23 protein-coding genes, 1 tRNA gene and 2 pseudogenes are annotated in these 26,915 nt (G+C 66.0%); 18 read left to right on the top strand and 8 right to left on the bottom strand.

The annotated features are described in order from the left end of the window. Positions 1 to 235: 235 nt before the first annotated feature. On the top strand, positions 236 to 910 hold the full coding sequence (locus tag QE410_RS04800) for a fasciclin domain-containing protein (RefSeq protein ID WP_307328605.1): 675 nt from the start codon (positions 236 to 238) through the stop codon (positions 908 to 910). Between the two features lie 108 nt (positions 911 to 1,018). Here the strand turns inward: QE410_RS04800 and QE410_RS04795 are convergent, their stop codons facing one another. Next, positions 1,019 to 1,909, bottom strand: coding sequence for an iron-siderophore ABC transporter substrate-binding protein (locus tag QE410_RS04795; protein ID WP_307328602.1), 891 nt, complete (start codon positions 1,907 to 1,909; stop codon positions 1,019 to 1,021). Positions 1,910 to 2,094: 185 nt separating this feature from the next. Between QE410_RS04795 and QE410_RS04790 the strand changes: the two genes are divergently transcribed. The 6 genes from QE410_RS04790 to QE410_RS04765 all read left to right on the top strand — a co-directional run bounded on the left by QE410_RS04790 (position 2,095) and on the right by QE410_RS04765 (position 10,557). Further along, the gene (locus QE410_RS04790) at positions 2,095 to 3,141 is read left to right on the top strand and encodes an iron ABC transporter permease (RefSeq protein ID WP_307328600.1); all 1,047 of its coding nucleotides are present in this window, start codon (positions 2,095 to 2,097) and stop codon (positions 3,139 to 3,141) included. Beyond that, positions 3,138 to 4,148 (top strand): iron chelate uptake ABC transporter family permease subunit, encoded by a 1,011-nt coding sequence (locus QE410_RS04785; protein ID WP_307328597.1) that lies wholly within the window; start codon positions 3,138 to 3,140, stop codon positions 4,146 to 4,148. Before QE410_RS04790 ends, QE410_RS04785 begins: the two co-directional genes overlap by 4 nt. Positions 4,149 to 4,187: 39 nt before the next feature. Beyond that, positions 4,188 to 4,263 (top strand) — tRNA-Lys (locus tag QE410_RS04780). A 605-nt stretch (positions 4,264 to 4,868) separates the two neighbouring features. After that, positions 4,869 to 5,174 carry a hypothetical protein gene (locus QE410_RS04775; RefSeq protein ID WP_307328594.1) on the top strand — a complete coding sequence of 102 codons (306 nt, stop codon included), beginning with the start codon at positions 4,869 to 4,871 and terminating at the stop codon, positions 5,172 to 5,174. A 161-nt stretch (positions 5,175 to 5,335) separates the two neighbouring features. Then, positions 5,336 to 7,135, top strand: a complete 1,800-nt coding sequence (locus QE410_RS04770; RefSeq protein ID WP_307328591.1) for a hypothetical protein — start codon at positions 5,336 to 5,338, stop codon at positions 7,133 to 7,135. An 842-nt stretch (positions 7,136 to 7,977) separates the two neighbouring features. After that, the gene (locus QE410_RS04765) at positions 7,978 to 10,557 is read left to right on the top strand and encodes an AAA family ATPase (protein WP_307328588.1); all 2,580 of its coding nucleotides are present in this window, start codon (positions 7,978 to 7,980) and stop codon (positions 10,555 to 10,557) included. A gap of 16 nt (positions 10,558 to 10,573) precedes the next feature. Here the strand turns inward: QE410_RS04765 and QE410_RS17100 are convergent, their stop codons facing one another. Further along, positions 10,574 to 10,741: a helix-turn-helix domain-containing protein gene (locus QE410_RS17100; protein ID WP_373459362.1), complete on the bottom strand. Its 168-nt coding sequence runs from the start codon at positions 10,739 to 10,741 to the stop codon at positions 10,574 to 10,576. 513 nt (positions 10,742 to 11,254) lie between these two features. On the opposite strand from QE410_RS17100, the gene QE410_RS04760 reads away from it, so the two are divergent. Beyond that, positions 11,255 to 12,149, top strand: a protein-coding gene (locus QE410_RS04760) for an IS5 family transposase (protein WP_307327282.1) whose coding sequence is annotated in 2 segments (ribosomal slippage) — positions 11,255 to 11,605 and positions 11,607 to 12,149 — 894 coding nt in all. Because the reading frame shifts where the segments join, the coding sequence is not laid out codon by codon here. A 1-nt stretch (position 12,150) separates the two neighbouring features. Here the strand turns inward: QE410_RS04760 and QE410_RS04755 are convergent. Then, the gene (locus QE410_RS04755) at positions 12,151 to 12,480 is read right to left on the bottom strand and encodes a hypothetical protein (protein WP_307328585.1); all 330 of its coding nucleotides are present in this window, start codon (positions 12,478 to 12,480) and stop codon (positions 12,151 to 12,153) included. Between the two features lie 130 nt (positions 12,481 to 12,610). Further along, positions 12,611 to 13,327, bottom strand: a pseudogene (locus tag QE410_RS04750) (fatty acid desaturase); the annotation flags it as partial. A 505-nt stretch (positions 13,328 to 13,832) separates the two neighbouring features. On the opposite strand from QE410_RS04750, the gene QE410_RS04745 reads away from it, so the two are divergent. Then, entirely contained in the window at positions 13,833 to 13,997 is a 165-nt protein-coding gene (locus QE410_RS04745) for a hypothetical protein (RefSeq protein WP_307328582.1), read from the top strand. 54 nt (positions 13,998 to 14,051) lie between these two features. Next, a complete protein-coding gene (locus tag QE410_RS04740; protein WP_307328579.1) occupies positions 14,052 to 14,540 on the top strand; it encodes a hypothetical protein in 489 nt (162 codons plus the stop codon). Between the two features lie 345 nt (positions 14,541 to 14,885). Here QE410_RS04740 and QE410_RS17095 read toward each other — a convergent pair. Together QE410_RS17095 and QE410_RS04735 are read right to left on the bottom strand one after the other, a co-directional pair. After that, a pseudogene (locus QE410_RS17095) lies at positions 14,886 to 15,023 on the bottom strand (helix-turn-helix domain-containing protein); the annotation flags it as partial. A 482-nt stretch (positions 15,024 to 15,505) separates the two neighbouring features. After that, on the bottom strand, positions 15,506 to 16,966 hold the full coding sequence (locus tag QE410_RS04735; RefSeq protein WP_307328576.1) for a family 16 glycosylhydrolase: 1,461 nt from the start codon (positions 16,964 to 16,966) through the stop codon (positions 15,506 to 15,508). Between the two features lie 435 nt (positions 16,967 to 17,401). On the opposite strand from QE410_RS04735, the gene QE410_RS04730 reads away from it, so the two are divergent. Continuing rightward, entirely contained in the window at positions 17,402 to 18,568 is a 1,167-nt protein-coding gene (locus QE410_RS04730) for a glycosyltransferase family 2 protein (protein ID WP_307328570.1), read from the top strand. 11 nt (positions 18,569 to 18,579) lie between these two features. Next, a complete protein-coding gene (locus tag QE410_RS04725; RefSeq protein ID WP_307328568.1) occupies positions 18,580 to 18,744 on the top strand; it encodes a hypothetical protein in 165 nt (54 codons plus the stop codon). 116 nt (positions 18,745 to 18,860) lie between these two features. On the opposite strand, the gene QE410_RS04720 is transcribed toward QE410_RS04725, so the two are convergent. Continuing rightward, on the bottom strand, positions 18,861 to 19,802 hold the full coding sequence (locus QE410_RS04720; protein WP_154922794.1) for a LysR family transcriptional regulator: 942 nt from the start codon (positions 19,800 to 19,802) through the stop codon (positions 18,861 to 18,863). A gap of 122 nt (positions 19,803 to 19,924) precedes the next feature. Between QE410_RS04720 and QE410_RS04715 the strand changes: the two genes are divergently transcribed. The 6 genes from QE410_RS04715 to QE410_RS04690 all read left to right on the top strand — a co-directional run bounded on the left by QE410_RS04715 (position 19,925) and on the right by QE410_RS04690 (position 26,315). Beyond that, the gene (locus QE410_RS04715) at positions 19,925 to 20,917 is read left to right on the top strand and encodes a putative oxygenase MesX (protein ID WP_307328564.1); all 993 of its coding nucleotides are present in this window, start codon (positions 19,925 to 19,927) and stop codon (positions 20,915 to 20,917) included. Between the two features lie 20 nt (positions 20,918 to 20,937). Further along, positions 20,938 to 21,966: a methionine synthase gene (locus tag QE410_RS04710; RefSeq protein ID WP_307328562.1), complete on the top strand. Its 1,029-nt coding sequence runs from the start codon at positions 20,938 to 20,940 to the stop codon at positions 21,964 to 21,966. A 90-nt stretch (positions 21,967 to 22,056) separates the two neighbouring features. After that, complete coding sequence (locus QE410_RS04705; protein ID WP_307328559.1) at positions 22,057 to 23,097, top strand: aldo/keto reductase; 1,041 nt, start codon at positions 22,057 to 22,059, stop codon at positions 23,095 to 23,097. Positions 23,098 to 23,234: 137 nt separating this feature from the next. Beyond that, complete coding sequence (locus QE410_RS04700) at positions 23,235 to 23,420, top strand: hypothetical protein (RefSeq protein ID WP_307328556.1); 186 nt, start codon at positions 23,235 to 23,237, stop codon at positions 23,418 to 23,420. A 97-nt stretch (positions 23,421 to 23,517) separates the two neighbouring features. Beyond that, positions 23,518 to 25,107, top strand: coding sequence for a molybdopterin-dependent oxidoreductase (locus QE410_RS04695; protein ID WP_307328553.1), 1,590 nt, complete (start codon positions 23,518 to 23,520; stop codon positions 25,105 to 25,107). A gap of 188 nt (positions 25,108 to 25,295) precedes the next feature. Next, positions 25,296 to 26,315, top strand: a complete 1,020-nt coding sequence (locus QE410_RS04690; protein WP_307328550.1) for a PAS domain-containing sensor histidine kinase — start codon at positions 25,296 to 25,298, stop codon at positions 26,313 to 26,315. A gap of 6 nt (positions 26,316 to 26,321) precedes the next feature. Here QE410_RS04690 and QE410_RS04685 read toward each other — a convergent pair whose 3' ends face one another. Continuing rightward, positions 26,322 to 26,900: an isochorismatase family protein gene (locus QE410_RS04685; RefSeq protein ID WP_307328547.1), complete on the bottom strand. Its 579-nt coding sequence runs from the start codon at positions 26,898 to 26,900 to the stop codon at positions 26,322 to 26,324. Between the last annotated feature and the right edge of the window lie 15 nt (positions 26,901 to 26,915).

The raw sequence follows: 26,915 nt of genomic DNA, 5'->3' as shown, positions 1-26,915 counted from the left end.
TCACCCCGGGCCCTCCACCCTCGCAAGAAATATTCTGAAGAATATTTATATGCCTCTGACCTGGGTTTCATCGATCTGCAAGGATCGAAAGCGGGGGGAATCGGCAACATTTCGCAATCCGTTCCCCGCGGGGTCCCGAAGACCCTGTGTAAGCCGCTCCACGGCGAACCGCCCCTCGCACCGGGGTGTCCCTGACGGGTCGCAGCCGCGATCCGAACGATTTCGGAGGAATGTCATGCTCACCAACAAGAAGCCTGTCGTCGCCGGTCTCGCCCTCGTTCTGGGCTCGGCCTTCGCACTCACCGCATGTTCGGGTGGCACGACCTCCGGTGGCTCGACCACCGAAGAGAGCACCGCCCCCTCGATGGAGGCATCACCGTCGATGTCGGCCTCGTCGTCCGCGATGGACCCGGCCGCCAACCTGGTCGGCCCCGGCTGCGCCGACTACGCCGCCGCGGTTCCCTCGGGCGCCGGCTCGGTCGAGGGCATGGCCGCCGACCCGGTCGCGGTCGCCGCCTCGAACAACCCGCTGCTCACCACGCTCACCGCCGCGGTCAGCGGCCAGCTGAACCCCAACGTCAACTTGGTCGACACGCTGAACGGCGGCGAGTTCACCGTCTTCGCTCCGGTCGACGACGCGTTCGCCAAGATCGACTCGGCCACCATCGAGACGCTGAAGACCGACACCGACCTGCTGACCAAGATCCTCACGTACCACGTGGTTCCCGGCCAGATCGCGCCCGACGAGATCGACGGCACGCACGCCACGGTCGAGGGTCAGGACGTCACGGTCGCCGGCTCGGGTGACTCGATCACCGTCAACGGCACCTCGAACGTCATCTGCGGTGGCGTCCAGACCGCCAACGCCACGGTGTACCTCATCGACACGGTGCTGATGCCCCCGATGTAAGTCCTCGGGCGCGCGAGTGATCGCGCGACCGATCGGTCGATGATCGACCGACCTGACGGCGAGCGCCGGACCCCAGGCGAGGGGGTTCGGCGCTCGCTCTTTTGTCTGTCAGTCCGCTTCGACGACGCGGACGATCTCGTTCTGCACGAGGCGCGCGGCGATGGGCCCCGCGTTCATGAACCACGGGTCGTAATCGACCGCGACGGCGTTCCCGTCGGCGACCGCGGTAATCGTGGACCACAGCGGAGCGCTCTCGATGAACGCGACACCCTCTCCCGTACCGGCGTAGAACACGTGATCGGCGTCGGCGAGGTCGATCCGCTCGGCGCTGATCTCCTGCGACGTCTCGTCGAATTGCTGCGACGCGGGGCGCCCCAGCCCGAGGTCCTGCGCCAGGCCCCCCGCGAACGAGGGGACGCCCATGATGCGCGTACGATCGCCCGTCGACTGCAGGAACGACACGGTGGACTCCCCGACCGGGTGGGTCGCTGCGAATGCGGAACTCTCAGAATGGAGCGCGTCGAGGATGCCGCGCGCCGCGCCCTCCTCCCCCAGCGCATCGGCGATGAGGAGGAAGTCGCTCTTCCAGTTCACCCCGTTGCCCTTCGTCACGACCGTGGGGGCGATGGCGGACAGCGCGCCGTAGAGCTCCGCGCCGCGCGTCGAGTTGACGAGGATGAGATCGGGTGCGGACTGCGCGATCGCCTCGAGATCGGGCTCCGTGCGCTGGCCGATGTCGTCCATGGCGTCGAGCGTTGCGGCATCAGCCGGGAAGGTGTCACGCAGGTATTGCGGAACCAGCCCGCTGTTCTCGGCGCGCGTGGCCGCGGTGGGCACGCGGCCGAGCGTCAGGACGGCGTCGAGCTGACCGGTCGAGACCACCGCAATGCGCGACGGCGCTGTGGAGATCTCGGTCACGCCGTTCAGGTGCGTCACCTCACGGGGGAAGACGCCGTCGGCCTCGGCGGAGCCCATCCCGGGCTCCAGGTCGCGCGCCACGACCCACTCACCGGTGGCACCGGCTTCGGCGTCGATGCTCGCGACGGGCGCGGCGACTCCCGCGCATCCGGCGAGGGCGACGACGGCCGCCGCGCCGATGGCGGCGACGGTGAGACGACGAGGGCGAAGAGGAGGGAAGGACGGGAAACGAAATCGAGTGACAAGGTTAGGGTAACCTTACCTGCGTGACCGCTGCGCCCACCGCCCTCTCGGCGAGCGTGGCGCACATCGCTCGTCGCCGCTTCAGTGCCCGCCGCCGCATCGCCGCATACACGCTCGCGCTGATCGCCACGCTCGCGGTTCTCGTCGTCGCGAGCCTGGCCATCGGCTCCCGCGCTCTCGCGCCGACCGACGTGTTGACGGCGCTGCTGTCGAGTACGCGCGACACCGCGGGCGTCATCGTGCACGGGCTTCGGCTGCCTCGCACCCTGACGGCCCTTCTCGCCGGATCGTGCCTCGGGGTCGCGGGGCTGCTGATGCAGGCGGTCACCCGCAACCCGCTCGCCGACCCCGGTCTTCTCGGCGTCAACGCCGGCGCCGCTCTGGGTGTGGTCGTGGCGATCGCCTTCTTCGGCGTGGGCACGGCCGGCGGATACGTGTGGTTCGCCTTCGCGGGAGCGGCGGGCGCTGCGTCCCTCGTCACCGCCGCCGCGCGGCCCGGGCGCCGCGGCGGCACGGTCGGGCTGATCCTCGCCGGCGTGGCGCTCAGCGCGTGTCTGGGCGCGGTCGTGCGCATCATCACGCTCGCCGACGACGATACGTTCGAATCGTTCCGGTTCTGGGCGGTGGGCTCCTTCGAGCGTCGCGACCCCGACGTGGCCGCGCAGTTGCTCCCCTTCGCCGTCGTCGGCGTCGTGATCGCCGTGCTCGTCTCTCGCGGAGTCGACCACCTTCAGCTTGGCAACGATCTCGCCCGGGCGATGGGCGTCTCCCCCGCCGTCGTCATCGTCGCGGCGGGCACGGCGATCACCCTGTTGTGCGCCACGGCCACCTCGGCCGCGGGACCGCTCGCCTTCATCGGGCTGCTCGTCGCCCACGCCGTCCGCGGGGTCGTCGGCACCGACCTGCGCGCGAGCCTGCCGATCGCCGCCCTGGCCGGGGCCGCGCTCACGCTCGCGAGCGACGTCGTCGGTCGAGCGATCGCCCTGCCCGGCGAGGTCGAGGCGGGTATCGTCGCCGCGTTCCTCGGCGCCCCCCTTCTGCTCTGGCTCGTCGTGCGGAGATCCTCGTGACCGGTCGTCGCCTCGCCGGTCGCCGCCTCGTCGGCCCCGGTCGGGCGGTGACCGCCGTGGTCGCGACGCTGGCCATCGCTGCGATCGCGGTCGTCGCCGGCCTCGGCACCGGTTCGTTCCAGGCGTCGCCCGCCGAGGTGGCATCCGCTCTCCTCGGCGGAGGTGACGCCCGCACCTCCGTCGTGGTGGTGGGCCTGCGCGTCCCCCGCGTGATCGCCGCGCTCGCCATCGGCGCCGCTCTCGGGCTGGCCGGGGCGGTCTTCCAGACCCTGGCCCGCAACCCGCTCGCGAGTCCTGACATCGTCGGCTTCAGCGCCGGGTCCGCGACCGGAGCACTGATCAGCCTGACCCTCATCGCGCCGACGGCATCGCCGGCCGCCGGAGCCTGGATGGGCGGACTGCTCACGGTGATCGTGGTGATGCTGATCGCGCGCAGCGTGGGCGTCTCCCGAGAACGGACGATCCTCGCCGGCATCGCGCTGTCGATCCTGTTCGCCGCGGTCAACGACTACCTCCTCACCCGCGCCCCGCTCGAGATCGCCCGCAACGCCGACCAGTGGCTGCACGGGAGCCTCGCCGCCACCGCGATGAGCGACCTGGGCCCGCTCCTTACGTCACTCGGCATCCTGAGCGTCGTCCTGCTGCTCGCCCACCGCGACCTCCGCGCGTTCGAGCTCGGCGACGACGTCGCGCGCTCCCTCGGCGTGCGGACGGGGCGTTCGCGGCTGCTGCTCGTCGTCATCGCCGCCCTCCTCACCGGCACCGCGACCGCGGTCGCGGGTCCCATCGGTTTCATCGCCCTCGCAGCTCCGCAGCTGGCGCGTCGCGCGATGGGCAGCAGCGGCATCCCGCTCGTGGGCTCCGCCCTGACGGGAGCGACGGTGCTCCTCGTCGCCGATGTGATCGCGCAACGCGCGCTGGCCCCTCTGCAGATCCCCGTCGGCCTGCTCACCGGCGTCGTGGGAGGGGCCTACCTGTTCTGGATCGTCGCGCGCACCCGCCGATGAGCACGAACGCCCCGTCACGGCCGGTAGGGTGGATGCCGAGGGCCTCTAGCTCAGTCGGTAGAGCATCGGACTTTTAATCCGCGGGTCGTGGGTTCGAGCCCCACGGGGCCCACCAGACTTGTCTTACTCGAACAAATTGCCTTGAGATAAAGGTTGCTCGGGGTGGAGTCCAGAGCGTCAGCGATATCGCTGGCGCTCTTTGCTTTGGCTGCTGCCCACTCGGCGGCAGCGGCTTGAATCAGAACGATTGGCTCGTGTAGCTCCCCCTGCGCGCTCACTTGATGCGACTCATCGTCGACCCACAGTCGCGAGAAGAAGGCTTCCAGGATGCGCCGCTTGATCGCATCGGACGCCGAGACGTAGAAGCTATACGGCCGGGCAAGGAGGTCGAGGTACGCCAAGACCACGTCCGCGTGGTGGGGAATCTGCTCATCCGAGCGCGCGAGCTTGTCGACCACGGTTCTCCGCTTCACCGCAATCGCTCGCAAACGCACCTTGACCGCTTCTGCAGCAAGCTCTCCGTCCGCGGCGACGTCGAGCAGGTTCGCCTCCTGAACCTCCAGCTTCTTCAGCTGCGCGGCCAAACGTGCACGGGCCTCCCGCTCCCCCTGCTGCTGCACCTGTAGCGCTTCGTGGACATGCCGCTTCATCTCAGCCGAAAAGTCGGGATCGAGAGCAAGAGCCTTCACCGCGCGAGCGACAGCACGCTCGATATCCTTCGTGTCCGCTCACGGACTCGGCTACGGCCCGATCAAACCGCTTGCGGTCAGACTCAACGAGTCCACCCGCACCCAGCTGGACATCATCGCCCAGCTGGGCGACCGGACCGTCACCGACGAAGTCCGCCTCGCCATCGAAGCTTGGATCGACAAGGCTCGAACCGACCCGCACATTCAACGCCGCGCGAAGGATGTCCGCGATGAGATCGAACGCGAGGCGGCAGGCAAGCGCGACGCGATCGCCGCCATCTTCAACGCCACCCCGGCGTCGAAGACTCGGACGCCGCCGAGGCCTCAGGACGCCTAACGGTTCCACCTCCGGGCGGCCGGCTCGAGCTTCGTCCTACCTGGACGCTTGCTCGCCGGCCGCCCCCGACCGCACTCAGATACATGAACCAGCACCCTGCATACGGCCCAACCAGATGCCGTAGACGCCCCGATGTCCGCTGTAGTTGAGACAATGAGCGCGTGGACGCCGAAATCTTGGGAATCAGCCGAATCAACACGATGGTCTCACGCTGTCCACACCTGAAGGCCTTCCTAACCGCCAACGACAAGACACCGTTCACCGACGGCCACATAGATATGTACAACGGGTTGTCCCGAAGCAACCACGAGTGGCGCGGGCGAGTTGATGTCCAGGTGAAGGCACGAAGCCGCGCTCTCTCCAAGAAGGCACCTGCCTATTCAATATCCAAAACGGCCCTCGCAGCATTTCGAGAACTCTCTGGCGTCCTTTATTTCGTCGTGACGGTGGATGCAAAGTCCGGCAAGACTCGGCCGTACTACGCACTGCTGTCGCCCTTCACAATCGAACACCTACTGACTTCGACACCTGAGGAGTACGACGAGGTTTCCGTTCCCCTCAAGCCGTTTCCGAATGACCCACAAGCGATCGAGCGTATAGTTGCCCTCGCGCATCAGTCCCACGCACAGAATCCAGCAACAGGCTTCGACTCGGCTCTAATGGAGCGGTTCGAGAGCATCACAATCTATGCTTCATCTGACCTCGACTTTAGTGCCCCAATCGAGCTCAGGCCGGGCGAGATCGACTACGCGCTCGAGCTCCGCACGGTCGACAACATGATCGTGCCCCTCGACGGGGCGCTGCATATCTACCCACCGGAGTACACAGCACGGGAAGTAGCTGTCCAGACCACCAGCGGGGAGATTACCTACGAATCCATGACCGTACGCAGGACAAGCCGGAATTCCATCGAGGCGCGACTTTCATCGAGCCTCGCGTTCGTTTTCTCCAACGTACCGGGAAACGAACGGACGAACGTCACCGTGACGCTGGAGCCAACTCTGGCGGGACGCTGTAAGTCGCTAGAGTTTTTTGCTGCACTTCTCGAAACAAGATCATTTACGATCGACGGCCGTCGATCACACCTCGATGTGACCTCGCAAAAAGAGTTCTCCGACCTTTACGATCACCTTAAAACACTACGCGCTCTGACCGAACTCTTTCTCCTACTGGGTGTCGACACTCGACTCGTTGACCTCGATGAGATGAACGAAAATCAGTACAAACAGCTAAATCTGCTTCATCGCGTCATGATCCAGGGAGAAGAGTTACACGACCCTATCGGCGAAGTGTCACGAGTGATGCAATTTGTAGGGCGGTCGAAGCTGATGCTCATGCTGGTGCCGGGAAAAGATCCCATGAGCTGGACTTACGTCGACCCGTTCGAGATCGACAAGCGCCGACAGTTCCGTTGGCGAGCTACCAGTGGACAATCAGAGATCCCAGTCACAGCCTATGAGATTATCGAGCCGGAGCATTTGCCGACCGCGCTAAACATGAAACTCGACTGGGTTGTTGGCGCCTATGAGGCCATCGCCGAGTACGAGACAACCTACAGAGTTGCGAACGAACGTGTCCTCGCGCTCATACTCGCCGCTGATGCCGACGGACCGCAGAGTGATAAGTTGCTCGCCGCCGCAGAGCGACTTAATGAATGGCTCGTTTCGGAACAGGGGCCAGAACCACACCACCTAGTTAACCGATGGCAGATTATAGCGCGAAATGGAGGTCTATCGAAAGAGCAAAGATCTGCCGTGCGTAAACTTCGACGAGAAGCTTCGAGCAAAAACACAGATGAAGCCATGCTGCTGGCGTTGTCTTGTGCCGTTCTGCTGGCCGATGCCGAAGAAGTTCAGGACTTGCTCGCCAACATTCCGGAAGAATCAAGCGAACTATTGAGGACTTGGCCAATCTGGTCACTCTTCAAGCGGACGCAGGGCGATATGTCAACATTCTCCTAAATCGCGCCTAATCAAGCTTTGTTGAGGGCGTCGACCGCCAGCGTGGTCATAGCCCGTTCCACAGCCTCCAGAGTCGTCCACGGTCACACGGATCGTAGTCGCTGTTGGCGAGCAGAATACGTAGATGCGGAAGCGAGTGCACGGTCGAACGAGCAATTTGCCGAGCGACGAGAGTCGACTCACACATAAATCGAATGTCGCGGCGCCAATACCCCCAGGTGTGATCCGTAACACGACCGAGGCCACGAAGAGCAATCTGGTCCTCACATAGCTCCAGATAATCTGCTATCAGCAGCCGATCTTCGCGAGTGGGACGCTTCCCCGCTCGCAGCCTCGGCGATCGCCGGTCCATCAATTGCCAGAAGCGCAGAAGATACTCCATCTCGAACTCACGATGCATCTGCCGGTTTACATGCCGGATCTGTACGACAGCGAGAGCAATCGCGATCAGAGTAACGACGGAAGCCGCAGCGGTCACACCCTCGGCCCAGTTGGGAATAACAGTTGAGAACACGTCAAGCCTCCCAACGCATCAGCCCAAAGAAGGCGTGACAGCCCCCCGCCAACATCCATGCATCACCGCACATCGCCAGAGCCGAGCTGGAGGCCAGATCGACTGCGTGCAGTCGCGGGCCTGCACCCGCCGAGAGTTCGCGCATGGTCCCCCAATATGTCGCCCCAAGCAAAGTCTCACTCAGACTACAGTGGCGCGCCTGTTCGACCAACGACATGGATCGCAATACGGTTGTTGCGTCGCGGCCGCAACACCGTATGCGTGACATAGCTAGCAGTATTAGTTACCATGTTACATATATACTAATTAGTTTTTTCCTGGGGGCACCATGCCATCGATCGAAGAAGAAATCGCAGCTTGGCTGAACCTGCGCTCTGACTGGGTCCGCATTCTTGCAGCGGAGGTACTACGAGCAGGGCACGTTGATAAGCCTTTTGCGCACAAGCTCGCGGTCGACTTAATCGGTAATCGACCGCTGGGCACCCTCGAAAATTTAACAGCTAAACACCTTCCGAATTCGACAAGCACTGGTGCACGTGTCGAACTTGCCTCGATCGGCAACCTCAAGAATGTGAACGCGCTCGCCGACAATTCAACTCTTACGTTCGGCGATGATGGTCTCACCGTCATTTACGGAGACAACGGCAGTGGAAAGTCGGGGTTCGCGCGGCTCGTGAAAGATGTTGTAGGGGCGCGGCATCGTCAGGACATCCTGCCTAATGCCTTCGACCCAGCCGCGGCAAAAACCCAGAGTGCGACCATTACGTACAGAGTAGATGGCACAGAGCGCGCGCTCAATTGGCCAACCGATGTGGATGCAGAGCTCACGCAGATTCACTTCTACGACGAGGCTTGCGGTGACCAATACCTCGTTACTGACACGGAACTAAGCTACCGCCCCTCAGCGCTTAACGTGCTAGACGAGCTCGTGAAAGCTGTTGACCTACTGCGAGATGCCCTCGACGACGAGCTCGCGAAGTTCAAGAAAGAGAACTACGAGGTTCCAGGGCTCCTCCCATCGACAGCAGCTGGTAAATTTGTCGCCTCATTTGGGCACGAGGTGACCGACGAAGAAGTCGACGCTGCCGCCAAGCTCCCCGAGGATCCGGACGCGGTCCTCGCAGAGCGCGTTCAGGAAGAAGGGCGCCTCCAGTCGACTAATCCCAGTACCGAGAAATCTCGCCTCCTCAAAGTCGCGAGCGCATTGGTTGTGATTGCCGATCATCTCGATGCTATCCAGAGTGGCCTGAATCCCGACACCGCGACCAAACTCGAGGTCCAGCTTCGCGACACCCGTAACCTACGGGTTGCGGCCGATTTGGCATCGAAAGCAAACTTCATCGAAGAACCCCTTGATGGAGTGGGATCAGAAACTTGGCGCGCACTTTGGTCTGCGGCGGAAGCATATTCACAGCAGGAGGCATATCATGAGCATGCCTTTCCTCATATGGGCGAGGGGGCACGGTGTCCGCTCTGCCAGCAGGAACTCAACGACGAAGCGGTCGATCGATTGACGCGTTTTCAAGCCTTCGTCCACGATGAAACGGCCAAAAAGGCATCGGCCGCTGAGGCTCTGATGCGCGCCGCCATCAAGAAGTTGACGGATATTCAAGTGGCAACCGTTGCAACCACAAACGCACTCGCAGCGATCGAGACGGAGGACCCAGCCCTCGTCGAGAACTTGCGGACGGTCTTTGAGAACGCGGATGCAGCGCGGGCGCGTATCGGCGAGCGGCTGCGCGGGGAGACAACCGAGCCAGCGTTGCCGCTAACTGCCACCGACACAGACGGCCTCAGGATCCGTTCTTCCCTCGTACGCGAACGGTCGGAGAAGATCGATTCAGCCGCGTTCGCGACACAGTTGAAGGCTGCGACCGACGCGAAGAATGAGCTTAAGGATGCGATGGAGCTTGCTAAGCACGTCGCGAACTTGAAACAAGATGCTGCTCGACAGCGAGCCATCAAAGACATCACGGCCATTCGGTCGACCATTAGTACTCAACCCATAACCAAGCAAGCAATCTCCCTTACGAGGATCTATGTAAACGAACAGGTCAACGATAGGTTCTCGCGCGAGTCCGATCGACTCGGGCTTGAGCACGTCAAACTCGATGACAAGGGTGGCGGCAAAGCACGTCTGCGTCATAAGCCGGCACTGCTCGGCGCGACGCTGGCGACCAAGACCGTGCGCGACGTCTTGAGCGAAGGCGAACAGACGGCGCTTGGTCTTGCCGGCCTACTGACGGAGATCAACTTTGACGAGTCGGAGTCTGCTCTTGTGCTCGACGACCCAATCACGTCGCTCGACCACGGGCGTCGCGAGAAGGTCGCGCGACGAATCGCCAAACTCGCGGGGAAACGTCAAGTCGTCGTGTTTACGCACGATCTCACATTTCTCGGTGATCTCATACGGGCGACTGACGAAGAAGGAGTCGCATTAAGGGAACACTCAATTGTGAAGGACAGCAGGGGCGTGCCCGGCACCGTACTAGATACCCACCCCTGGAAGGCTAAAGATGCGAAGAAGCGCATCGGCGATCTGCGGGAAGAACTCGCGAGGTTGAAGAAGGAGCAACCGGCGCTGACGCTTGAGGATTTCGGCAATCGAGTGCAGCTGTGGGCCGGCAAGTTGTCAGAAACTTGGGAGCGCATCGTGCGCAACGATGTTGTCGGTAAGGTCGTCGACCGCGGAACCACCGAGGTGCGGCCAAAGATGGTGAAGCTCCTGGCGCAGATCACTCCGGCTGACAACACTGATTTCCAAAGCGGCTACGGCCAGGTAACGAAGTGGGCTCCTCGTCACGACAAGAGCGAGGAAATCAACTTTGTACCACCGACAGTGGAAGAGCTGGCAGCCGAGCTTGACCGAATCGATGCCTGGTACAAGCGGATCGTCAGCTATGCCTGAACCGGGCCGGGCCCGGTCATCTCCCTGGACGCGGTCGCAGCCTGACGCCTGACGCCTGCAGCACACGGTGCACGGCGCCGTAACTTGAGCCACGCTCGGCTGCGATTGGCTTGATCGCAAGACCCTCTTCGTACAGTTGCACGGCGCGAGTTCGTTGTGGCTTCGTCAGTGGTTGACGCCGCATACGGACACCATGACCGTGAAGCAGCTCAAGGACACTCGGCTTCGAGATGCCGAACCGCTCGGACAGCGCAGGCGTGCCAACCCCTGACCGATATAGCTTCACCATCTCCGCTACCTGGTCATCGCTGAGGCGGCGGCGGATGAGCCAGGAACGGTCCGTTTCGTCGAGGTCAAGGGCGGAATTCGCAGACACGGCGGCCGCAAGTTCTGCCAACTTCTGCAACTTCTCCAGAGGTGGAAGCAGCCCTCCTGATTTTTTAGAGGTTGGTCCTACCGCGCCCACTCACCCCCTTCGCGCTGCGGGGTGCGGCCGGCTCCCATACAACAGTCGCTGGACTCATCTCTCGACCCATCGCTGCGATCTCAGTGGAAGCTGTCGCGGATCACCGTTGACTCTGCGTTCCGACGGCATGGTGACTGCAGTCCAGGTAAGCGGAACGTCGGGGGATCGTCAGGCCAGCGCACCTAGGGCGTGTCTCCCAAATGGGTGGGGTGAGTCGGTGATGCTAGAGACGTGTCGCGGTTCCAGTTGCTTTCGGATACTCAGTGGGATCTGATCAGCGGGTTCTTGCCCGGTCCGACCGGCCGTAAGGGCCGCCCCTTCTCGGACGCGCGAACGATGGTCGAGGCGATCGCGTATCGCTATCGGACAGGGATCGCGTGGCGGGATCTGCCGGAGGTGTTCGGCCCGTGGCAGACGGTGTGGAAGTGGCACCGTCGGATGGCCGGCGATGGAACCTGGGATCGTGTCCACGCGGCGCTGCTGGCTCGCGCCGACGCGACCGGCAAGCTCGATTGGTCCGTGTCGGTGGACTCCACGATCGCTCGCGCCCATCAGCACGCGACGAACATCACCCGGGTCACGGGGGGCTTCGTCGAACTACAACAATCCGCTGATCGAGCCGCCTGATCACGGGTTCGGCCGCTCCCGAGGCGGACTCTCCACCAAGCTCCACCACCTGGTCGACGGTCGCGGCCTGCCACTGGTGATCGCGGTCACGCCGGGCCAGTCCGGGGACTCGCCCATGCTGATCCCGTTGCTGCAGCAGCTGCGCGTCGCCCGCCCGATCGGTCGCCCCCGCACCCGACCCGACCGGCTCCGAGGCGACAAGGCGTACTCGTCCCGGGCAATCCGACAGCACCTGCGTGACCGCAGCATCCAGGCCGTCATCCCGCAGCCATCGGATCAGATCGGCCACCGCGTCCGACGCGGCTCACACGGCGGACGACCCATCACCTACGACCGCGACGACTACCGAAACCGCAACGTCATCGAACGCCGCTTCGCCACCCTCAAACAATGGCGAGGCCTCGCCACCCGCTACGACAAACTCGCCACCGTCTACCGCTCAGCAGCCGTCCTCAACGCCGTCATCGCCTGGACCCGCCATTTAGGAGACACGCCCTAGCTCAGAGAGGTGGGAAATGCGCGATGGGATGAGGCGAATGAGATCGAGTCCTTGGCGGATGTGGGGGCAGATTCGGTCCGCCATCGTCATCCCAGTGCTCCCGCGCCACCTCGTCGTCGGTCGAAAGCCTGTCGCGTTCGATCTCCGCATCGCGTCGAGCTTGTGTCTCAGTGGTGGCGGCGTTGCCCTGCCAATGCTCACCGGTCGCCGTCGTCCACCGTACCCGGCGGGCACGGCTGCGCCGCGACTCATCCGAGGTGTTACCGTCTTCGCTGTCCGTCGAGTGCTCGGAAGCGGTGCCGTCTTCGTCGTCCGTCGATGTGCCGCTCATAGCTGGACTCTACGCGCGTGGTAAGCGCGATGATAGACGCTCCAGAGACGGACTATCGTCCGGGTAGACCTGTTGACTGCAACCGACGCGGCTACTGGCACGTGGCATCCATGACGTTGGGCGTCGCGCATCAGGCTCGGGCGGCCGCGGCAGTCATGGGGCACTCGAAGGGGTCTCGGGCCGCGAGGCCGACACGGTTGAGATACGCGATGACGATGCCGTACGAACGCCAGAGACTGGTCTCGACGTAAGGGACGTTCAGCGTCTCGCTGTGTTCCTTGACGATCGCGCGGGCCCGGCTCAGATGCGGCCGGGGCATGTTCGGGAAGAGGTGATGCTCGATCTGGTAGTTGAGGCCGCCCATGAGCCACGTCGCCCACCACCCACCGGTGATGTTGCGTGAGGTGCGGACCTGCTTGCTGAAGAAATCGAGCTTCGCGTTCGGGGCGATGACGGCCATGCCCTTGTGATTCGGGGCGAACGATGCGCCCATGTACACGCCGAAGACCGCGAGTTGTATACCCAGGAATGCGAACGCCATTCCGAGAGGGAGGAAAACGAACACCGGGGCGACGAAGACCGAGAACCGAAGCGCGAGGATCGTGAGCTCGCGGCGGCGTCCCTTCACCTCGCCGCGGGACAGAAGGTGTCTGAACGCGAGGAAGTGCAGGTTGGCGCCCTCGAGCGTGAGGAGGGGGAAGAAGAGCCACCCCTGCCGCCGGGTGCTCCATCGCCGCAGTCCACGTGCGTCCGCGGCGTCGGCGTCGAGGAAGGAGACGGTGTCGACCTCGATATCCGGATCTTTGCCGACACGGTTCGGGTTGGCGTGATGCCGGGTGTGCTTCGCTTTTTCGATAATCTCCAGAATTTCGCGAACTGTGTTCGTAGCTGCCAATATGCAGCGAAGGTGTTCAGTGCGTCCGTGTCAGGGACGTCGCCCCACAGGCGGATCCCGCTTGTGCGCACACCCGTTCCGTTCACCACGGCGGCACCGCCCAGCTTCGAAAGCGCCGCCGCCAGCAGTTGAGCGACCTCAGGCGACAAGCGACCAAGGTTTCGACCGTTAGAAGACTGCCACCGACCTTGCCCTGCCCTCGCGCAGCTTGCCGGAGCGCAACACGTACAGACGATCACCGACGTCCTGACGCTCGACGTCGTTCACGAGATATTGGGTGCCGATGACCGCGACACTATGCGACGGCAGATTTCGCAGATCGGGCAACTGTCGATGGGTGTTCGCTCGCCCCGAAATTCCGTAAAGCAACTCTTCTCAAAATCTCAATTCAGCCCACCCTCCTTCTTGGACAGAAGAATTGACACCCGATCCGAATAGTAGGCGTAGAGTCGCAAGCATGTGGCTCACACTCGTCATCCTCCTCGTCGCTTGGGCGGTGCTGACGATCGTGGGATTCACGTTCGAGGGCCTGCTCTGGCTCGCCATCATCGGCATCGTGCTCTTCATCGGCACCCTCATCTTCGGACTCATCCGAACCCGCAACGCCCGACGCGCATCCTAGGCGGCCTCTGCGCTCCCGCGGTCACGCAACCCCAGAGAGGGGTCCCCGAGACCCATGACCACCGATACGTCTTCCACGCCATCCACGTCGCCCGCGACACCCACCCCCTCGGCATACCCAAACCCCCTCGGCCTCACCTCCGTTCTCCCTGGATCACTGCCGCCCAGCCTCGGCACACTGACCGCGCCCGACATCTACCAGGTCGACGCCGTCTTCAACCGCCGCCCACAGTCAGAAGAAGTGACCGCACTGCACTCCCCGGCGACCCAGCAGACCCTCTCTGACGCCGGCTATCCATCAGTCACGCTCCGCGTGTCGGACCGGCGCCTCGAAATCGCGAACACCAATCTGGAAGAACTCAAATCCGGCTTGGCAACATTCCTCGCCGACCACCTCGCAGCCATCACCGCGAAGATCCAAAGAGATCGCCTCAACGCGCACACCAGACTGGCGGCAGCAGCAGAGGCAGAAAGATCTCGAGCCGACGCCATTGCCCGCGAGGCTGAACTGATCACATTCGAGCAAACACCGGCGAAGCCCTAGCCGAGCCGTCGCAAAGACACCCCGCCGGTCGCCCGTGGTCAACGCGCGGGATGCATGAGTCCATCCCCGAGATTCTCTCGAAGCAAGAAGAAATCGCGCGGGTCGGCGAAGTGGCCGAGCCTCCCCCACCGTGCCGGCAAGGCTTACGCCGAGTTCACCAAGGTCATTGCGCAACTCGAGGCGGCACCACCGCAACCAAAAAGACCTTCTGGTGGGAGGCGCACGAACAAGGCATACGTCATCCGTACCGAAGGAGTCGTTAGACCGGACGTCGACTTCGACAAGCTAGCCCGTGTCCTGCTCGCAATCGCGCGAGACGAGGCAGAAGAGAAGAAGGCTGCCTAGTCACCGCGCTCCCCCGCGCGGCCGCATCTGTACGCCCGCCTTCACCAAGCGCGATCTGGTCTGCGCGTAGCTGACGCCGGCCGATACCGCGATAGCTGCGATCGCTTCGCCCAGCTCGTACTGCGAGACCATCTGCTGGACCTGCTCGCCCGTGACCGCTGGCTTCTTTGACCACGTGGCCGGATCGGCTCGCCCATCGACACGAGTAGCCGCTGCACCTTGTTGGCACTGAACCCGAGCCGATCACCGATCGAAGCTAGGGACTCCCCTGCACGGTACTTCTCAACCAGGGAGCCGCGTACCTTCGCTGACACCTCATTCGGATCGACTCGGCTCAGCTTCAAGCGAGCAACCAGCGTGTCGAGCGTCGTGCGGTGCACCCCTAGTTGCCGAGCCAGATCTGCCACCAGCTCTCCCCGCTTGAATCCCTCGACGAACACCAGCTTCTCCGAATCAGTCAGACGTCGAGCTCTGCGGGGTACGGGGCGCCTGGCCACTGCAACCCGGCTTGGCCTCAGAGTTACCAGCTGGCGTAGCTTCGCCACCCCTGTCGAATTACTCGAGTACCTCTGAACGAGCCCCACCGCATCTTCTCCATCACCAGCGCGCCGAACCCGCGGTCAGCGCACGACGACCGCCGTCTGTGCCGACGTGCGCTGGGCGGTGGTGAAACCGGTCTTGGTACCGGTGACGGTGACGGTGATGCGCTTGCCGATCTGCGTGGTGGCGACCTTGAGGGTCTTGCCCGTCGCGCCCGCGATGTCGACGCCGTCCGCTTTCCACCGGTAGGTGAGCGTCACCGGACTCGGCGTCCACGTTCCCGGCACGGCGGTCAATGTGTTGCCGAGCTTCGCGGTGCCGCTGATCGTGGGGGTCAGCGCCCCGAGCGTGCCGGCGCTGACGGGCGCGGTGGGGAGCGACGTCACGGCATCCGATCCGTCCAGCGCCGAGACGGTTACCGTGATGCGCTTACCGACGCTGCTGCCCGGCAGGAGATACGAGCTGGCGGTGCCCCCCGAGATCGCGACGCCGTCGGCGCGCCACTGGTACGCCACGGGAGTCGACCGCCCGGCATCCGCCACGAGCGTTGCGCCCGCCGCGGCCGTGCCCGAGATGGTCGGGACCGCCACCACCGGTGCGCCCGACTGGTAGACGGCGACGTGATCCACCGACATCGTGCCGCCCGAGGTCTTCGGCGCGGCGGCGCTGTCGCACCCGCAGACGCCGTTGGGCAGCCCACCCCCGATGGCGAGGTTGAGCACCAGGAAGTACGCGTTCGGGATGGCGGCATCCCACGCGGCCTCACCGATCTGGGACTCCTCGATCGAGTGCGTGGTCACGCCGTCGACGAAGAACTCCAGCCGCTCCGCGCCCGCGACGGTGCGGTCGACCAGCACGGAGTAGGTGTGGAAGTCGGTGAGGCAGGAGGCGCAGTCCTGCAGCCCGCTGGTGATGCCGTACGGCTCGTCGCAGGCGCCACCGTCGGGGAGGTCGCAGTGCAGCGTCTGGATGACCTGCGGCGTCCCATTGACGGCCTCGAGCATGTCGAACTCGCCCGTGCGCGGCCAGTCGATCTGCGCGTCGGCATCACGACCGAGCGCCCAGAACGCCGCCCAATAGCCCGTCGGGTCGGCGACGGCGGGCAGACGCACGGATGCCGTCATCAGCAGGCGCCCGCCCACGGGAGCCGCGAAAGACTTGTCCGCGGTGATGATGCGCCCCGACGTCCACGCCCCCGACGCGTCGCGCAGCGCGCGGATCGAGAGAGCGCCCGACCCGTCGAGGAAGACGTTGTCGGTGGAGGCGGTGGTGCGATCGACCGCGCCCGTGCCCCACGTGCCGACCTCGTGCTCCCACTTCGCGCCGACGGCGGAACCGGCGGGACCGCTGAAGTCGTCACGGAAGAGGGTCGTCCACCCCGGCGCGTCCGCCGGCGCTGCGGCGAGGACCGCCGAGGGGAGCGCCTCGGTGGCGCTGTCCGCAGCCTCGGCCGGGGCCGATGGAGCGCAGAGTCCGACGACGACGAGGACGGCGAGAGCGGCCGCGATCTTACGCGGAACCACAGAGAAAGTACGCAGCACGGGCGAGTCCTGTCTTTCCGGAATGGACGGCACGGGCGTAACAATCGCGCAGCACCGTCATATCAATCAACCTGAAGAGAATCTGAGCAGAACCTGACAGAAGACGCAAGAACTGCGCAAGGAGTGGTTTTCCGGTCTTGCGGCAACCTTGAGGTCGCGTTGCGTACGGGTTCACCTCACCTCGCATTCCGTTGCATAGATTCGGTACGTCGGAAGGCACAGTCCGACGAACCTCTCGCGAGTGGGTGGCTGCGAACTCCCCGATCGGCGAGCAATCCGCATGTTCCGGCGTGCCCGTGACCGATAGGAAGCCCGGCGATGACCACAGCCTTGCGCTCACGCACGCACGCCCCGGCGCGCGCCCGTCGCACGTCCTGGGAGGCAATGCCCGAGCCGTTGCCGACGCGGCGTTCCCGGCGCACGGGGCGCCGCACCGTGAGCACCGCGGCCGGAGCCACGGCTCTTCTCGAGCGATCGAACGCCGCCACCACGACGGTGGTCGCCGAGCCGGCGCCGGACGCTTTGCCCACGCGACGCGGCCGAAAGGCGCCCCGCACCGGCGGGCTCGTGGCGGCCCTTCCGGCCCACAACGAAGAGGCGGGCATCGCCGCCGCGATCCAGGGGCTGCAGAACCAGACCTCGCCGCCGGATCACATCGTCGTCATCGCCGACAACTGCACGGACCGCACGGTCGAGATCGCCCGCGCGCACGGCGCCGAGGTGTTCATCACCACCGGCAACACGCATAAGAAGGCCGGTGCCCTCAATCAGTTCCTCGCCGAGGCCCTCCCGCACCTGCGGGAAGATGACCTGGTGCTCGTGCAGGACGCCGATTCCGCCCTCGACCCGGACTTCCTCGAGATCGCCCGCAAGAACCTGCGCGGCAAGATCGGCGCGGTAGGAGGAGTCTTCCGCGGCAGCGAGGGCGGCGGCTTCGTCGGTCACCTGCAGCGCAACGAGTACGCCCGCTACGCCCGCGACGTGCAGCGTCTGGGCGGCAAGTGCCTCGTCGTGACCGGAACCGCAGCGGTCATGAAGGCCGGCATGCTCCGCCAGATCGGCGCGGCCCGCCTCGCCGGCGAGCTCCCCGCCGGCGACGGTCGCGGCGGCGTGTACGACACCTCCGTGCTCACCGAAGACAACGAGCTGACCTTCGCCATCCGCCACCTCGGCTACGACGTTCTCAGCCCCGCCGGCTGCACACTCGTGACCGAGATCATGCCCACCTGGACGGACCTCTGGAAGCAGCGCCTGCGCTGGAAGCGCGGCGCGGTGGAGAACTGCGTGCAGTACGGGGTGACCCGTATCACGTGGCCCTACTGGGGCCGGCAGCTGCTCACGATGACCGGCTGCGTCATCACCTACGTCTACCTCGCCACCATCGTCTACGCGGTCTTCTTCAACAGCTTCACGGTGCAGCCGTTCTGGCTCGGCGTGACCGCGATCTTCGTCATCGAGCGCATCGTGACGGTCCGCCACCGCGGGTGGCGCTACATGCTCGCCGCCGGGCTCATGTACGAGCTCGTCATCGATCTGTTCCTGCAGATCGTCCACACCAAGGCATACCTGGACGCGCTGACTCGTCGTCGGCGCGACTGGTGATCGGAGAACACATGTACAACAACATCGCATCGTCCACCGGAGCGGGCGTCGGCGCCGGCGCACTGGCCATGACCGGGTTCGACTCGGTCTGGCTGGGTCTGGCCGCCTTCGCCCTCATCGCCGCCGGCACCGCCGTCATGCGCATCGTCCCCCGCCGGCGCACGCGGGAGAACTGACACCCTCGTCTGCACCGCACCGCAACCGACCGCCCACGCATTCTCGCGTGGGCGGTCGTTCGCCTATCTCGACGAGTCACCGCGCTCGTTGCGCCGAGCGTTCGTAGCGACAACGATCAGCCCAGCAGCGCCACCCCGAACCCGGCCACCACGTCGCGCACCTCGGCGAGGTAACGCTGCGCCTGCTCGGTGAGGGGGATGGCGGCGCGACCGATCCATCCGATCTCGATGCGCTCCTGCACGTCCAGAGGAACGGCGACGATCTCGGGATCGAGGTCGTCGCTGATGATCCCCGTCGAGATCGTGTACCCGTCGAGGCCGATCATGAGGTTGAAGATCGTCGCGCGATCGGACACGCGGATCTCCTGCCTGCTCGACAGCGTCGAGAGGATCTCCTCCGCGAAGTAAAAGGAGTTGTTCGCTCCCTGGTCGAAGGTCAGTCGGGGCAGGTCCGCGAGGTCGTCGAGCGTCGCCCGCGATCGGGATGCCAGCGGGTTGCGGCGCGAGACGAAGATGTGGGGTTCGGCAAGGAAGAGCGGATGGAAGGCCAGTCCCGAGTCCCGCAGCAGCTTGTCGATCACGTTCCGGTTGAAGTCGTTGCGGAAGAGGATGCCGAGCTCGCTGCGGAGCGTGCGGACGTCTTCGATGATGTCGAAGGTGCGGGTCTCACGGAGCGAGAACTCGTACTCCGCGGCATCCGTCGCCTTGACCATCCGGACGAACGCGTCGACGACGAACGAGTAGTGCTGCGCCGACACGCCGAGCAATCGGCGCGACGGGGGACGCCCGAGGTAGCGCTGTTCGAGCAGCTCGGCCTGTTCGACGACCTGGCGGGCATACCCGAGGAACTCGACGCCGTCGACGGTGAGCGTGACGCCGCGTGCCGAGCGGGTGAGCAGCTCCCGCCCGACGCGATTCTCCAGATCGCGCATCGCCGCGGACATCGTCGGCTGCGCGACGTACAGGAGGTCGGCGGCCGCACTGATGGATCCCCCGGCGGCGACCTCGATGAAGTACTGCAGCTGTTGCAGCGTGATCCCGCTCGGCTTCCTGGGCATAGGCCGAGGCTATATCAGGACATAGCGCGGTGGAATTACCCGATGCCCGCGTGCGCGCTGCACGATGAGTTCACCGACTTTCGCGAGGCCGCAGCGCCTCTCTGCTCCCGGATTGGCATCCCATGGCGAACGACATCACGTTCAGCATCTCCACGACCCGCTTCGATGAGGACTACGCCCCCGCCGAGGGTTCGCGCGTCACGACGAACTTCGCCAACCTCGCCCGTGGCGAGGGCCGTCAGCAGAACCTGCGCACCGCGCTGACGATGATCGATCGCCGCTTCAACGAGCTCGCGTCGGCCGACGACGAGGGCGGCGACCGCTACCGGGTCGAACTCGACATCGTCTCGGTGCAGCTGCGCTTCGCCGACGGCGCCGACGAAGATCTGCCCGTCATCGAGGTCCTCGACGTCCACATCGTCGACACGGTCACCGGCGAGCGCCATCAGGGCATCGTCGGCAACAACTTCTCGTCGTACCTGCGCGACTACGACTTCAGCGTCGTCCTGCCCGCGGCGCAGGCCGCCGCCGGCGGCTTCACCGTGCCCGACGACTTCGGCGACCTCCACGGCAAGCTCTTCCAGCACTTCCTCGCCTCCGAGGCGTACCGCGATCGATACGCTCTGCCGCCCGTCATCTGCATCAGCGTCTCCACCAGCCGCACCTACCGCCGCACGGGCGTCGTCCACCCGGTACTGGGTGTGGAGTACGCGCAAGACACCACCTCGTCGCTGACCGACGAGTACTTCGGCAAGATGGGGCTGCAGGCGCGCTACTTCATGCCGCGCGGCAGCGTCGCTCCCCTGGCGTTCTACTTCCGCGGTGACCTTCTGGCCGATTACACCGACCTGCAACTGATCGGCACGATCAGCACCATGGAGACGTTCCAGAAGATCTACCGCCCCGAGATCTACAACGCCCGCACCGCGGCCGGCGAGACGTACCGGCCCAGCCTCGAAGCGCCGGACTTCGAGCCGACCGAGGTCACCTACGACCGCGTCGAGCGCAGCCAGCTCGCCGTCGTGCAGGGGCGGTACGCCGAGGAGCACTTCGTCACGCCGCATCGGGCGATCCTCGACCAGTGGGCCGCCGACTACTCGCTCGCCGCCCGATGACCCGCGAAGGATCGACCGCCGTGTCCAGGCTCCTGCCCACCTCCACCGTCGGAAGCCTGCCCAAGCCCGCCTGGCTCGCCAAGCCCGAGGTGCTGTGGTCGCCGTGGGAGCTCGAGGGCGACATCCTCGTCGAGGGCAAGCACGACGCGCTGCGGGCGGCTGTTCAGGAGCAGGAGCGCCGCGGTCTCGACATCATCAGCGACGGCGAGCAGACCCGTCAGCACTTCGTCACGACCTTCATCGAGCACCTCGACGGCGTGGACTTCCAGCACCGCGAGACCGTCCGCATCCGCGATCGCTACGACGCGAGCGTGCCGACGGTCGTGGGAGACGTCAGCCGCCGGGCATCGGTGTTCGTCGATGACGCGGCGTTCCTACGCGCACAGACCGACCGGCCGATCAAGTGGGCCCTGCCAGGACCCATGACGATGATCGACACGCTCGCCGATCGCCACTACCGCAGCCGCGAGAAGCTGGCGTGGGAGTTCGCCACGATCCTCAACCAGGAGGCGCGCGAGCTCGAGGCCGTCGGTGTCGACATCATCCAGTTCGACGAGCCGGCCTTCAACGTCTTCTTCGACGAGCTGAAGGACTGGGGCGTCGCCGCCCTCGAGCGCGCCGTCGAGGGTCTGAGCGCCGAGACGGCCGTGCACATCTGCTATGGCTACGGCATCAAGGCCAACACCGACTGGAAGGCGACGCTGGGGTCGGAGTGGCGGCAGTACGAGGAGTCGTTCCCGCTGCTGCAGCAGTCGAGCATCGACATCGTCTCACTCGAGAGCCACCACTCCAACGTGCCGATCGACCTGGTCGAGCTCATCCGCGGCAAGAAGGTCATGCTCGGCGCCCTCGACGTCGCCAGCGAGCGGATCGAGACACCCGACGAGGTCGCCGACACCCTGCGCCGGGCGTTGCGGTTCGTCGACGCCGACAAGCTCATCCCCAGCTCCAACTGCGGCATGGCGCCGCTGCCGCGCCGCGTCGCCCTCGACAAGATCAGCGCCCTGTCGGCGGGCGCGCGTCTGCTACGCGAGGAACTCGCGGGCTGAGTCCCTCGACGCGGGTCGGATGCCACGGCGCCCCGACCCGCGTCGGCATCGGTGCGCCTGGCGTCGGGTCCGCCGTGGCAGAGTCGGACCATGCCCATCGCCGCCGATGACCCCCGCCTGACCTCCCCCTTCGACGCTGCCGCCACCCGCTACGACGACGTGCCCTTCCAGCGCGCCGGTGCCAGCGGCATCCCCCTCCCCCGTGTCTCGCTCGGACTCTGGCAGAACTTCGGAACCGCCCGCCCCCTCGACACGCAGCGCCAGATCCTCCGCCACGCCTTCGATCGCGGGGTCGTGCACATCGACCTCGCGAACAACTACGGCCCCCCGTACGGGGCGGCGGAATCCACGTTCGGAACGGTGCTCGACACCGACCTGCGGCGGTACCGCGACGAGCTGTTCCTGTCGACGAAGGCCGGCTACGACATGTGGCCGGGCCCCTACGGCGACGGCGGATCGCGCAAGTACCTCGTGCGCTCGCTCGAGCAGAGTCTCACGCGCATGCGCACCGACTACGTCGATGTCTTCTACTCCCACCGCGTCGACCCCGATACGCCGATCGAAGAAACCGTGCACGCCCTCGCCGACATCGTGCGCAGCGGCAAGGCGCTGTATGCGGGCATCTCGAACTACCCCGCCGAGCTCACCCGCCGCGCCCACGACCTGCTCGCGGCGGAGGGTGTGCGGCTGTTCGTGCACCAGCCGCGGTACTCGCTGTTCGACCGCACCCCCGAAGCGCAGCTCTTCCCGGCGCTGCGCGAGCTCGCCGTCGGCAGCGCCGTCTTCTCGCCCCTGGCGCAGGGCCTGCTGACCGGCAAGTACCTCGACGGCACCGTTCCCGCCGACTCGCGGGCCGCCGACAGCCGGTTCCTCGATGCCTCGGCGCTCACCGACGACTACCTCGAACGTATCCGCGGCATCGACGGCGTCGCCCGGGAGGCTGGTCTGTCGATCCCGCAGCTCGCCGTCGCCTGGGTGCTGCGCGACCCCGTGGTCACCACCGCGATCATCGGGGCTTCGCGCACGAGCCAGATCGACGATGCCGTCGCGGCGAGCACGACCGGGTTGACGGATGACGTCATCACGGCGCTCGACGCGTTCGCCGCCCCCGTGGGAGAACGCATCGCCTGAACGATCCGCGCGCTCGAGCGGGCGCACGCGCGGCGACGTCGCACCCGCACAGCACACCCGGACGCGCGAAGCAACGGCCCTCGGATCGGCACGCGCCTCGCCTTGGCTGGAAGCAACGACCTACGAAAGGAGTCACCATGGGTGTCGGACGCTGGATCGGAACCGGAGCCGTCGGACTGGCGGGGGCGGTGCTCGCGCGCACGGCCCTCGGCCGCGCCGTCGCGGCGGGAACCGTCGCGTACCGGGTCTGGAAGGACCCGAAGGTGCAGAAGGTGCGCCGTAAGGTCGCGGCCAAGGTGCTCAAGCAGCGCCGCGCCCGCTGACCCTCTCCCGCGGGCGCGCCGGCATCCGATCCCCCCGTCGCTCCGAAGAACCGTCGAGGCGGTTCGCGCGTGCGCGTCCGCGGAAACGAGGGATGCCATGACCACCGACACCGCGACCCGCACGGAACGAGCGGCCACCGTGCGTCGCCCGCACGCCTGGCCGTGGGCCGCCGTCGCGGGGATCGTCGCAGCGGCCGTACTGCTCGCCGTCGCCGAGGTGTTCGCCGCCCTCGTCGCGCGCTCGGCGAGTCCCGTGCTCGCGGTCGGGTCGTTCATCGTCGACATAGTGCCCCGGCCCCTGAAAGAACTGGCGATCACGCTGTTCGGCGAGAGCGACAAGATCGCCCTGCTGGTCGGCGTGGGGCTCGGTGCCGCCGTCGCCGCCGCCGTCGCGGGCGTGCTCGAATACCGGTTCCGGTTCGTCGGGGTCACCCTCCTCGGGATCGGGGGCGTGCTCGCCACGGCCGCCATCCTCACGCGTGCGGGCGCGGGAGCGCTGGCGTGGCTCCCGCCGGTACTCGGGACGATCGCAGGCGTCGCCGCGCTGCTGCTGAGCATCGCGCGACTGCGCCGGTGGATCTCCGCCGCACAGGCCGGCGCCGCGCAGGCCGCGGGCACGAACCGTCGGCAGTTCCTGGTCTTCACCGGCATCGCGGCGGTCGGGGCCGTCGTGGTCGGGGTCGGCGCCCGCGTGCTGAACGCGACGACCGCCTCCGTGGCCGCGGCCCGTGACGCGTTGCGCCTGCCCGCGGCCCGCACGAAGGTCACCGTGCCCGAGGGCGCGAACTGGGACATCGACGGACTCACCCCGATCATCACCCCCAATGCCGACTTCTACCGCGTCGACACCGCCCTGACCGTTCCGAACGTCGACCCCACGACGTGGCGCCTGTCGATCGAGGGAATGGTGGACACCCCCGTCGAGCTGAGCTTCGACGACCTCGTGGGCATGGGGCTCGACGAATACGGCGTCACCCTCACGTGCGTCTCGAATGAGGTCGGCGGCGGTCTGGTCGGAAACGCCATCTGGACTGGCGTGCCCATCCGCGACGTGCTCCGCATGGCCGGTGTGCAGGGGGATGCCGACATGGTGCTCTCGGAGAGCGTCGACGGGTACACGGCATCCACTCCCCTGTCGTCGTTGACCGACGACAACCTGGATGCCATCTTCGCCGTCGCCATGAACGGCGAACCGTTGCCGTTCGAGCACGGCTTTCCCGTACGCATGGTCGTGCCGGGCCTGTACGGCTACGTCTCGGCGACGAAATGGGTCACCAAGCTCACCGTCACGCGTTTCGACCAGGCCGAGGCCTACTGGACTCCGCGCGGGTACTCCGCCGAGGCGCCGATCAAGATGTCGTCCCGCGTGGACACGCCCAAGATCGGCGCGCCCGTCGCGGCCGGGACCGTCGTCATCGCGGGCATGGCCTGGGCGCAGCCCGTGGGGGTGCAGAAGGTCGAGGTCAGCATCGACGACGGCGACTGGCAGGAGACGCAGCTGTCCACCCCGATCAACGACCAGTCGTGGGTGCAGTGGAGGCTGGAGTGGACCGCGGAGCCGGGCTCGCACTACATCGCCGTGCGCGCGACCGACAAGCAGGGCAACCTGCAGATCCAGGATCAGGCTCCCATCGCCCCCGACGGTTCGAGCGGCTGGCAGCGGACCCTCGTCACCGTGTCGTCCTGACGCGAAGGCGTCCGCTGTCAATCGCTCGGCGCGGGGCCCCGGAGACGGCATGATCGTGACATGCCCCGCACGCGTGTTCCCGCCCGACCGAGGTCGCGCCGGTGAGCGCCGTTCCCGGCGGTCCTCCGACGCCACCGTTCGGACCGCGTGATCCGGCGCCGCGCACCCCGACCAGCATCCGCCGGTCCATGCCGGTCGACTGGGACGACCAGGTCGACCTCTTCGCCATCGTGAAGCTCGACAGCGGCGGGTTCGTGCGCGGGTGGAACCTCGGCGCCCAGCTCATCAAGGGGTACACCGACGACGAGATCATCGGTTCGCACTTCTCGCGGTTCTACCGCGAGGAGGATCGTCGACGAGGCCTCCCCGACCACCTGCTCGCGGCCGCGCAACGCGACGGCCATGTCGAGGACACCGGCTGGCGCGTGCGCAACGACGGGAGCGAGTTCTGGGCGCGCGTCACCATCTCGGCGATCCGCAACGATCAGGGCCAGGTGCTGGGCTTCGTGAAGATCGTGCGCGATCTGACGACCGAGAAGCGGGCCGCCGATGAGCGCGCGACGGCGCGACGCACCTTCGCCCACGACCTGCTGTCGCCCGCGAACGCCCTCAGCGCCTGTCTCGACCTGCTCGCGCAGGAGCTGGGAACCGATCACCGCCTGCTGAGCCGGGCGAGAGAGGCGAGCGAGCGCATCCTGGCGATGGCGGGATCGATGAGCGCCGATACGGGCACGCCCATCGACCGCGGTCGGCGACGGACGACGTTCGACGTGATCGCCCGGAGCGCGGTCTCGCTCGTGCTTCCCGGCGACGGCCTGGGCCGGGTCGTCTTCGGGCAGATGGATGCCGTGCCGGTCTCCGCCGACGTGCGCGGACTCCGCCGGGCCGTCGCCCACGTGCTCGAGAACGCCGCTCAGTACTCCGACGCCCTCATCGACATAGACGCGTTCGAGACCGACGAGGGCGCCGTCGTCCGTGTGCGCGACAGAGGCCGCGGCATCCACCCCGACGATCTCGCCCGCATCGGCCACGAGGGAGAGCGCGCGCGCCTCGCCGACGCGACGGACGGCGGTCAGGGAGCCGGGCTCGCGAGCGTCCAGCGCATCATCGGCGCGCACGGCGGAACCCTCCGCATCACCAGCATCCCCGGGACGGGGACGACGGTCACGATGACGGTCCCCCGAACGGACGACGCGTCAAGCTGCTGAGGCGCGTCAGCCCGCTGATGGCGCCAGCTCTGCGCCGGCTCCGGCGATCTCCGTGAGCGCCGCATCGCTGGAGACCGGGTGGACGCCCGCTATCAGATCGGTCAGCACGCGCACGCGCCGACCGGCACCCAGCGCGTCGAGCGCCGACGCGCGTACGCAGTAGTCGGTCGCGATACCGACGATGTCGATCTCGCGGATGCCGTGCGCGTCGAGGATGGTCCCGGCGGTCTCACCGTCGTCGGACACCCCCTCGAACAACGAGTAGGCGGGCTTGCCCTGCCCCTTCTTGAGGTGGTGCGTGACGCGGGCGGTGTCGAACACCTCGTCGTAGTCGGCGCCGTACGTGCCGCCGACGCAATGCACCGGCCACGTGTCGACGAAGTCGGGCGCGGCCGAGAAGTGCCCGCCGTTGTCGTCGTCACCGTGGTGCCAGTCGCGCGAGGCGACGATCACGGCGTACTCGTCGGCGTGCGCATCGAGGTAGCGCGAGATGCGTTCGGCGACCGCGTCGCCGCCTTCGACACCGAGCGCGCCGCGTTCGGTGAAGTCGTTCTGCACGTCGACGATGAAGAGGGCGCGGGACATGCTCCGAGCCTACGC

This window comes from Microbacterium sp. SORGH_AS_1204 (genome assembly GCF_030818935.1).
GTDB lineage: Bacteria > Actinomycetota > Actinomycetes > Actinomycetales > Microbacteriaceae > Microbacterium.
Note: the sequence above shows the minus strand (reverse complement) of the source record. Positions and strands in the feature narration are given on the sequence as shown.

Bases quoted from the DNA above. Each gene is read 5' to 3' on its own strand.
- QE410_RS04800 (WP_307328605.1), top strand. From the start codon at position 236: ATGCTCACCAACAAGAAGCCTGTCGTCGCCGGTCTCGCCCTCGTTCTG.
- QE410_RS04765 (WP_307328588.1), top strand. From the start codon at position 7,978: ATGCCATCGATCGAAGAAGAAATCGCAGCTTGGCTGAACCTGCGCTCT.
- QE410_RS17100 (WP_373459362.1), bottom strand. From the start codon at position 10,741: ATGCGGCGTCAACCACTGACGAAGCCACAACGAACTCGCGCCGTGCAA.
- QE410_RS04755 (WP_307328585.1), bottom strand. From the start codon at position 12,480: ATGAGCGGCACATCGACGGACGACGAAGACGGCACCGCTTCCGAGCAC.
- QE410_RS04745 (WP_307328582.1), top strand. From the start codon at position 13,833: ATGTGGCTCACACTCGTCATCCTCCTCGTCGCTTGGGCGGTGCTGACG.
- QE410_RS04740 (WP_307328579.1), top strand. From the start codon at position 14,052: ATGACCACCGATACGTCTTCCACGCCATCCACGTCGCCCGCGACACCC.
- QE410_RS04725 (WP_307328568.1), top strand. From the start codon at position 18,580: ATGTACAACAACATCGCATCGTCCACCGGAGCGGGCGTCGGCGCCGGC.
- QE410_RS04720 (WP_154922794.1), bottom strand. From the start codon at position 19,802: ATGCCCAGGAAGCCGAGCGGGATCACGCTGCAACAGCTGCAGTACTTC.
- QE410_RS04715 (WP_307328564.1), top strand. From the start codon at position 19,925: ATGGCGAACGACATCACGTTCAGCATCTCCACGACCCGCTTCGATGAG.
- QE410_RS04705 (WP_307328559.1), top strand. From the start codon at position 22,057: ATGCCCATCGCCGCCGATGACCCCCGCCTGACCTCCCCCTTCGACGCT.
- QE410_RS04700 (WP_307328556.1), top strand. From the start codon at position 23,235: ATGGGTGTCGGACGCTGGATCGGAACCGGAGCCGTCGGACTGGCGGGG.
- QE410_RS04695 (WP_307328553.1), top strand. From the start codon at position 23,518: ATGACCACCGACACCGCGACCCGCACGGAACGAGCGGCCACCGTGCGT.
- QE410_RS04690 (WP_307328550.1), top strand. From the start codon at position 25,296: ATGCCGGTCGACTGGGACGACCAGGTCGACCTCTTCGCCATCGTGAAG.
- QE410_RS04685 (WP_307328547.1), bottom strand. From the start codon at position 26,900: ATGTCCCGCGCCCTCTTCATCGTCGACGTGCAGAACGACTTCACCGAA.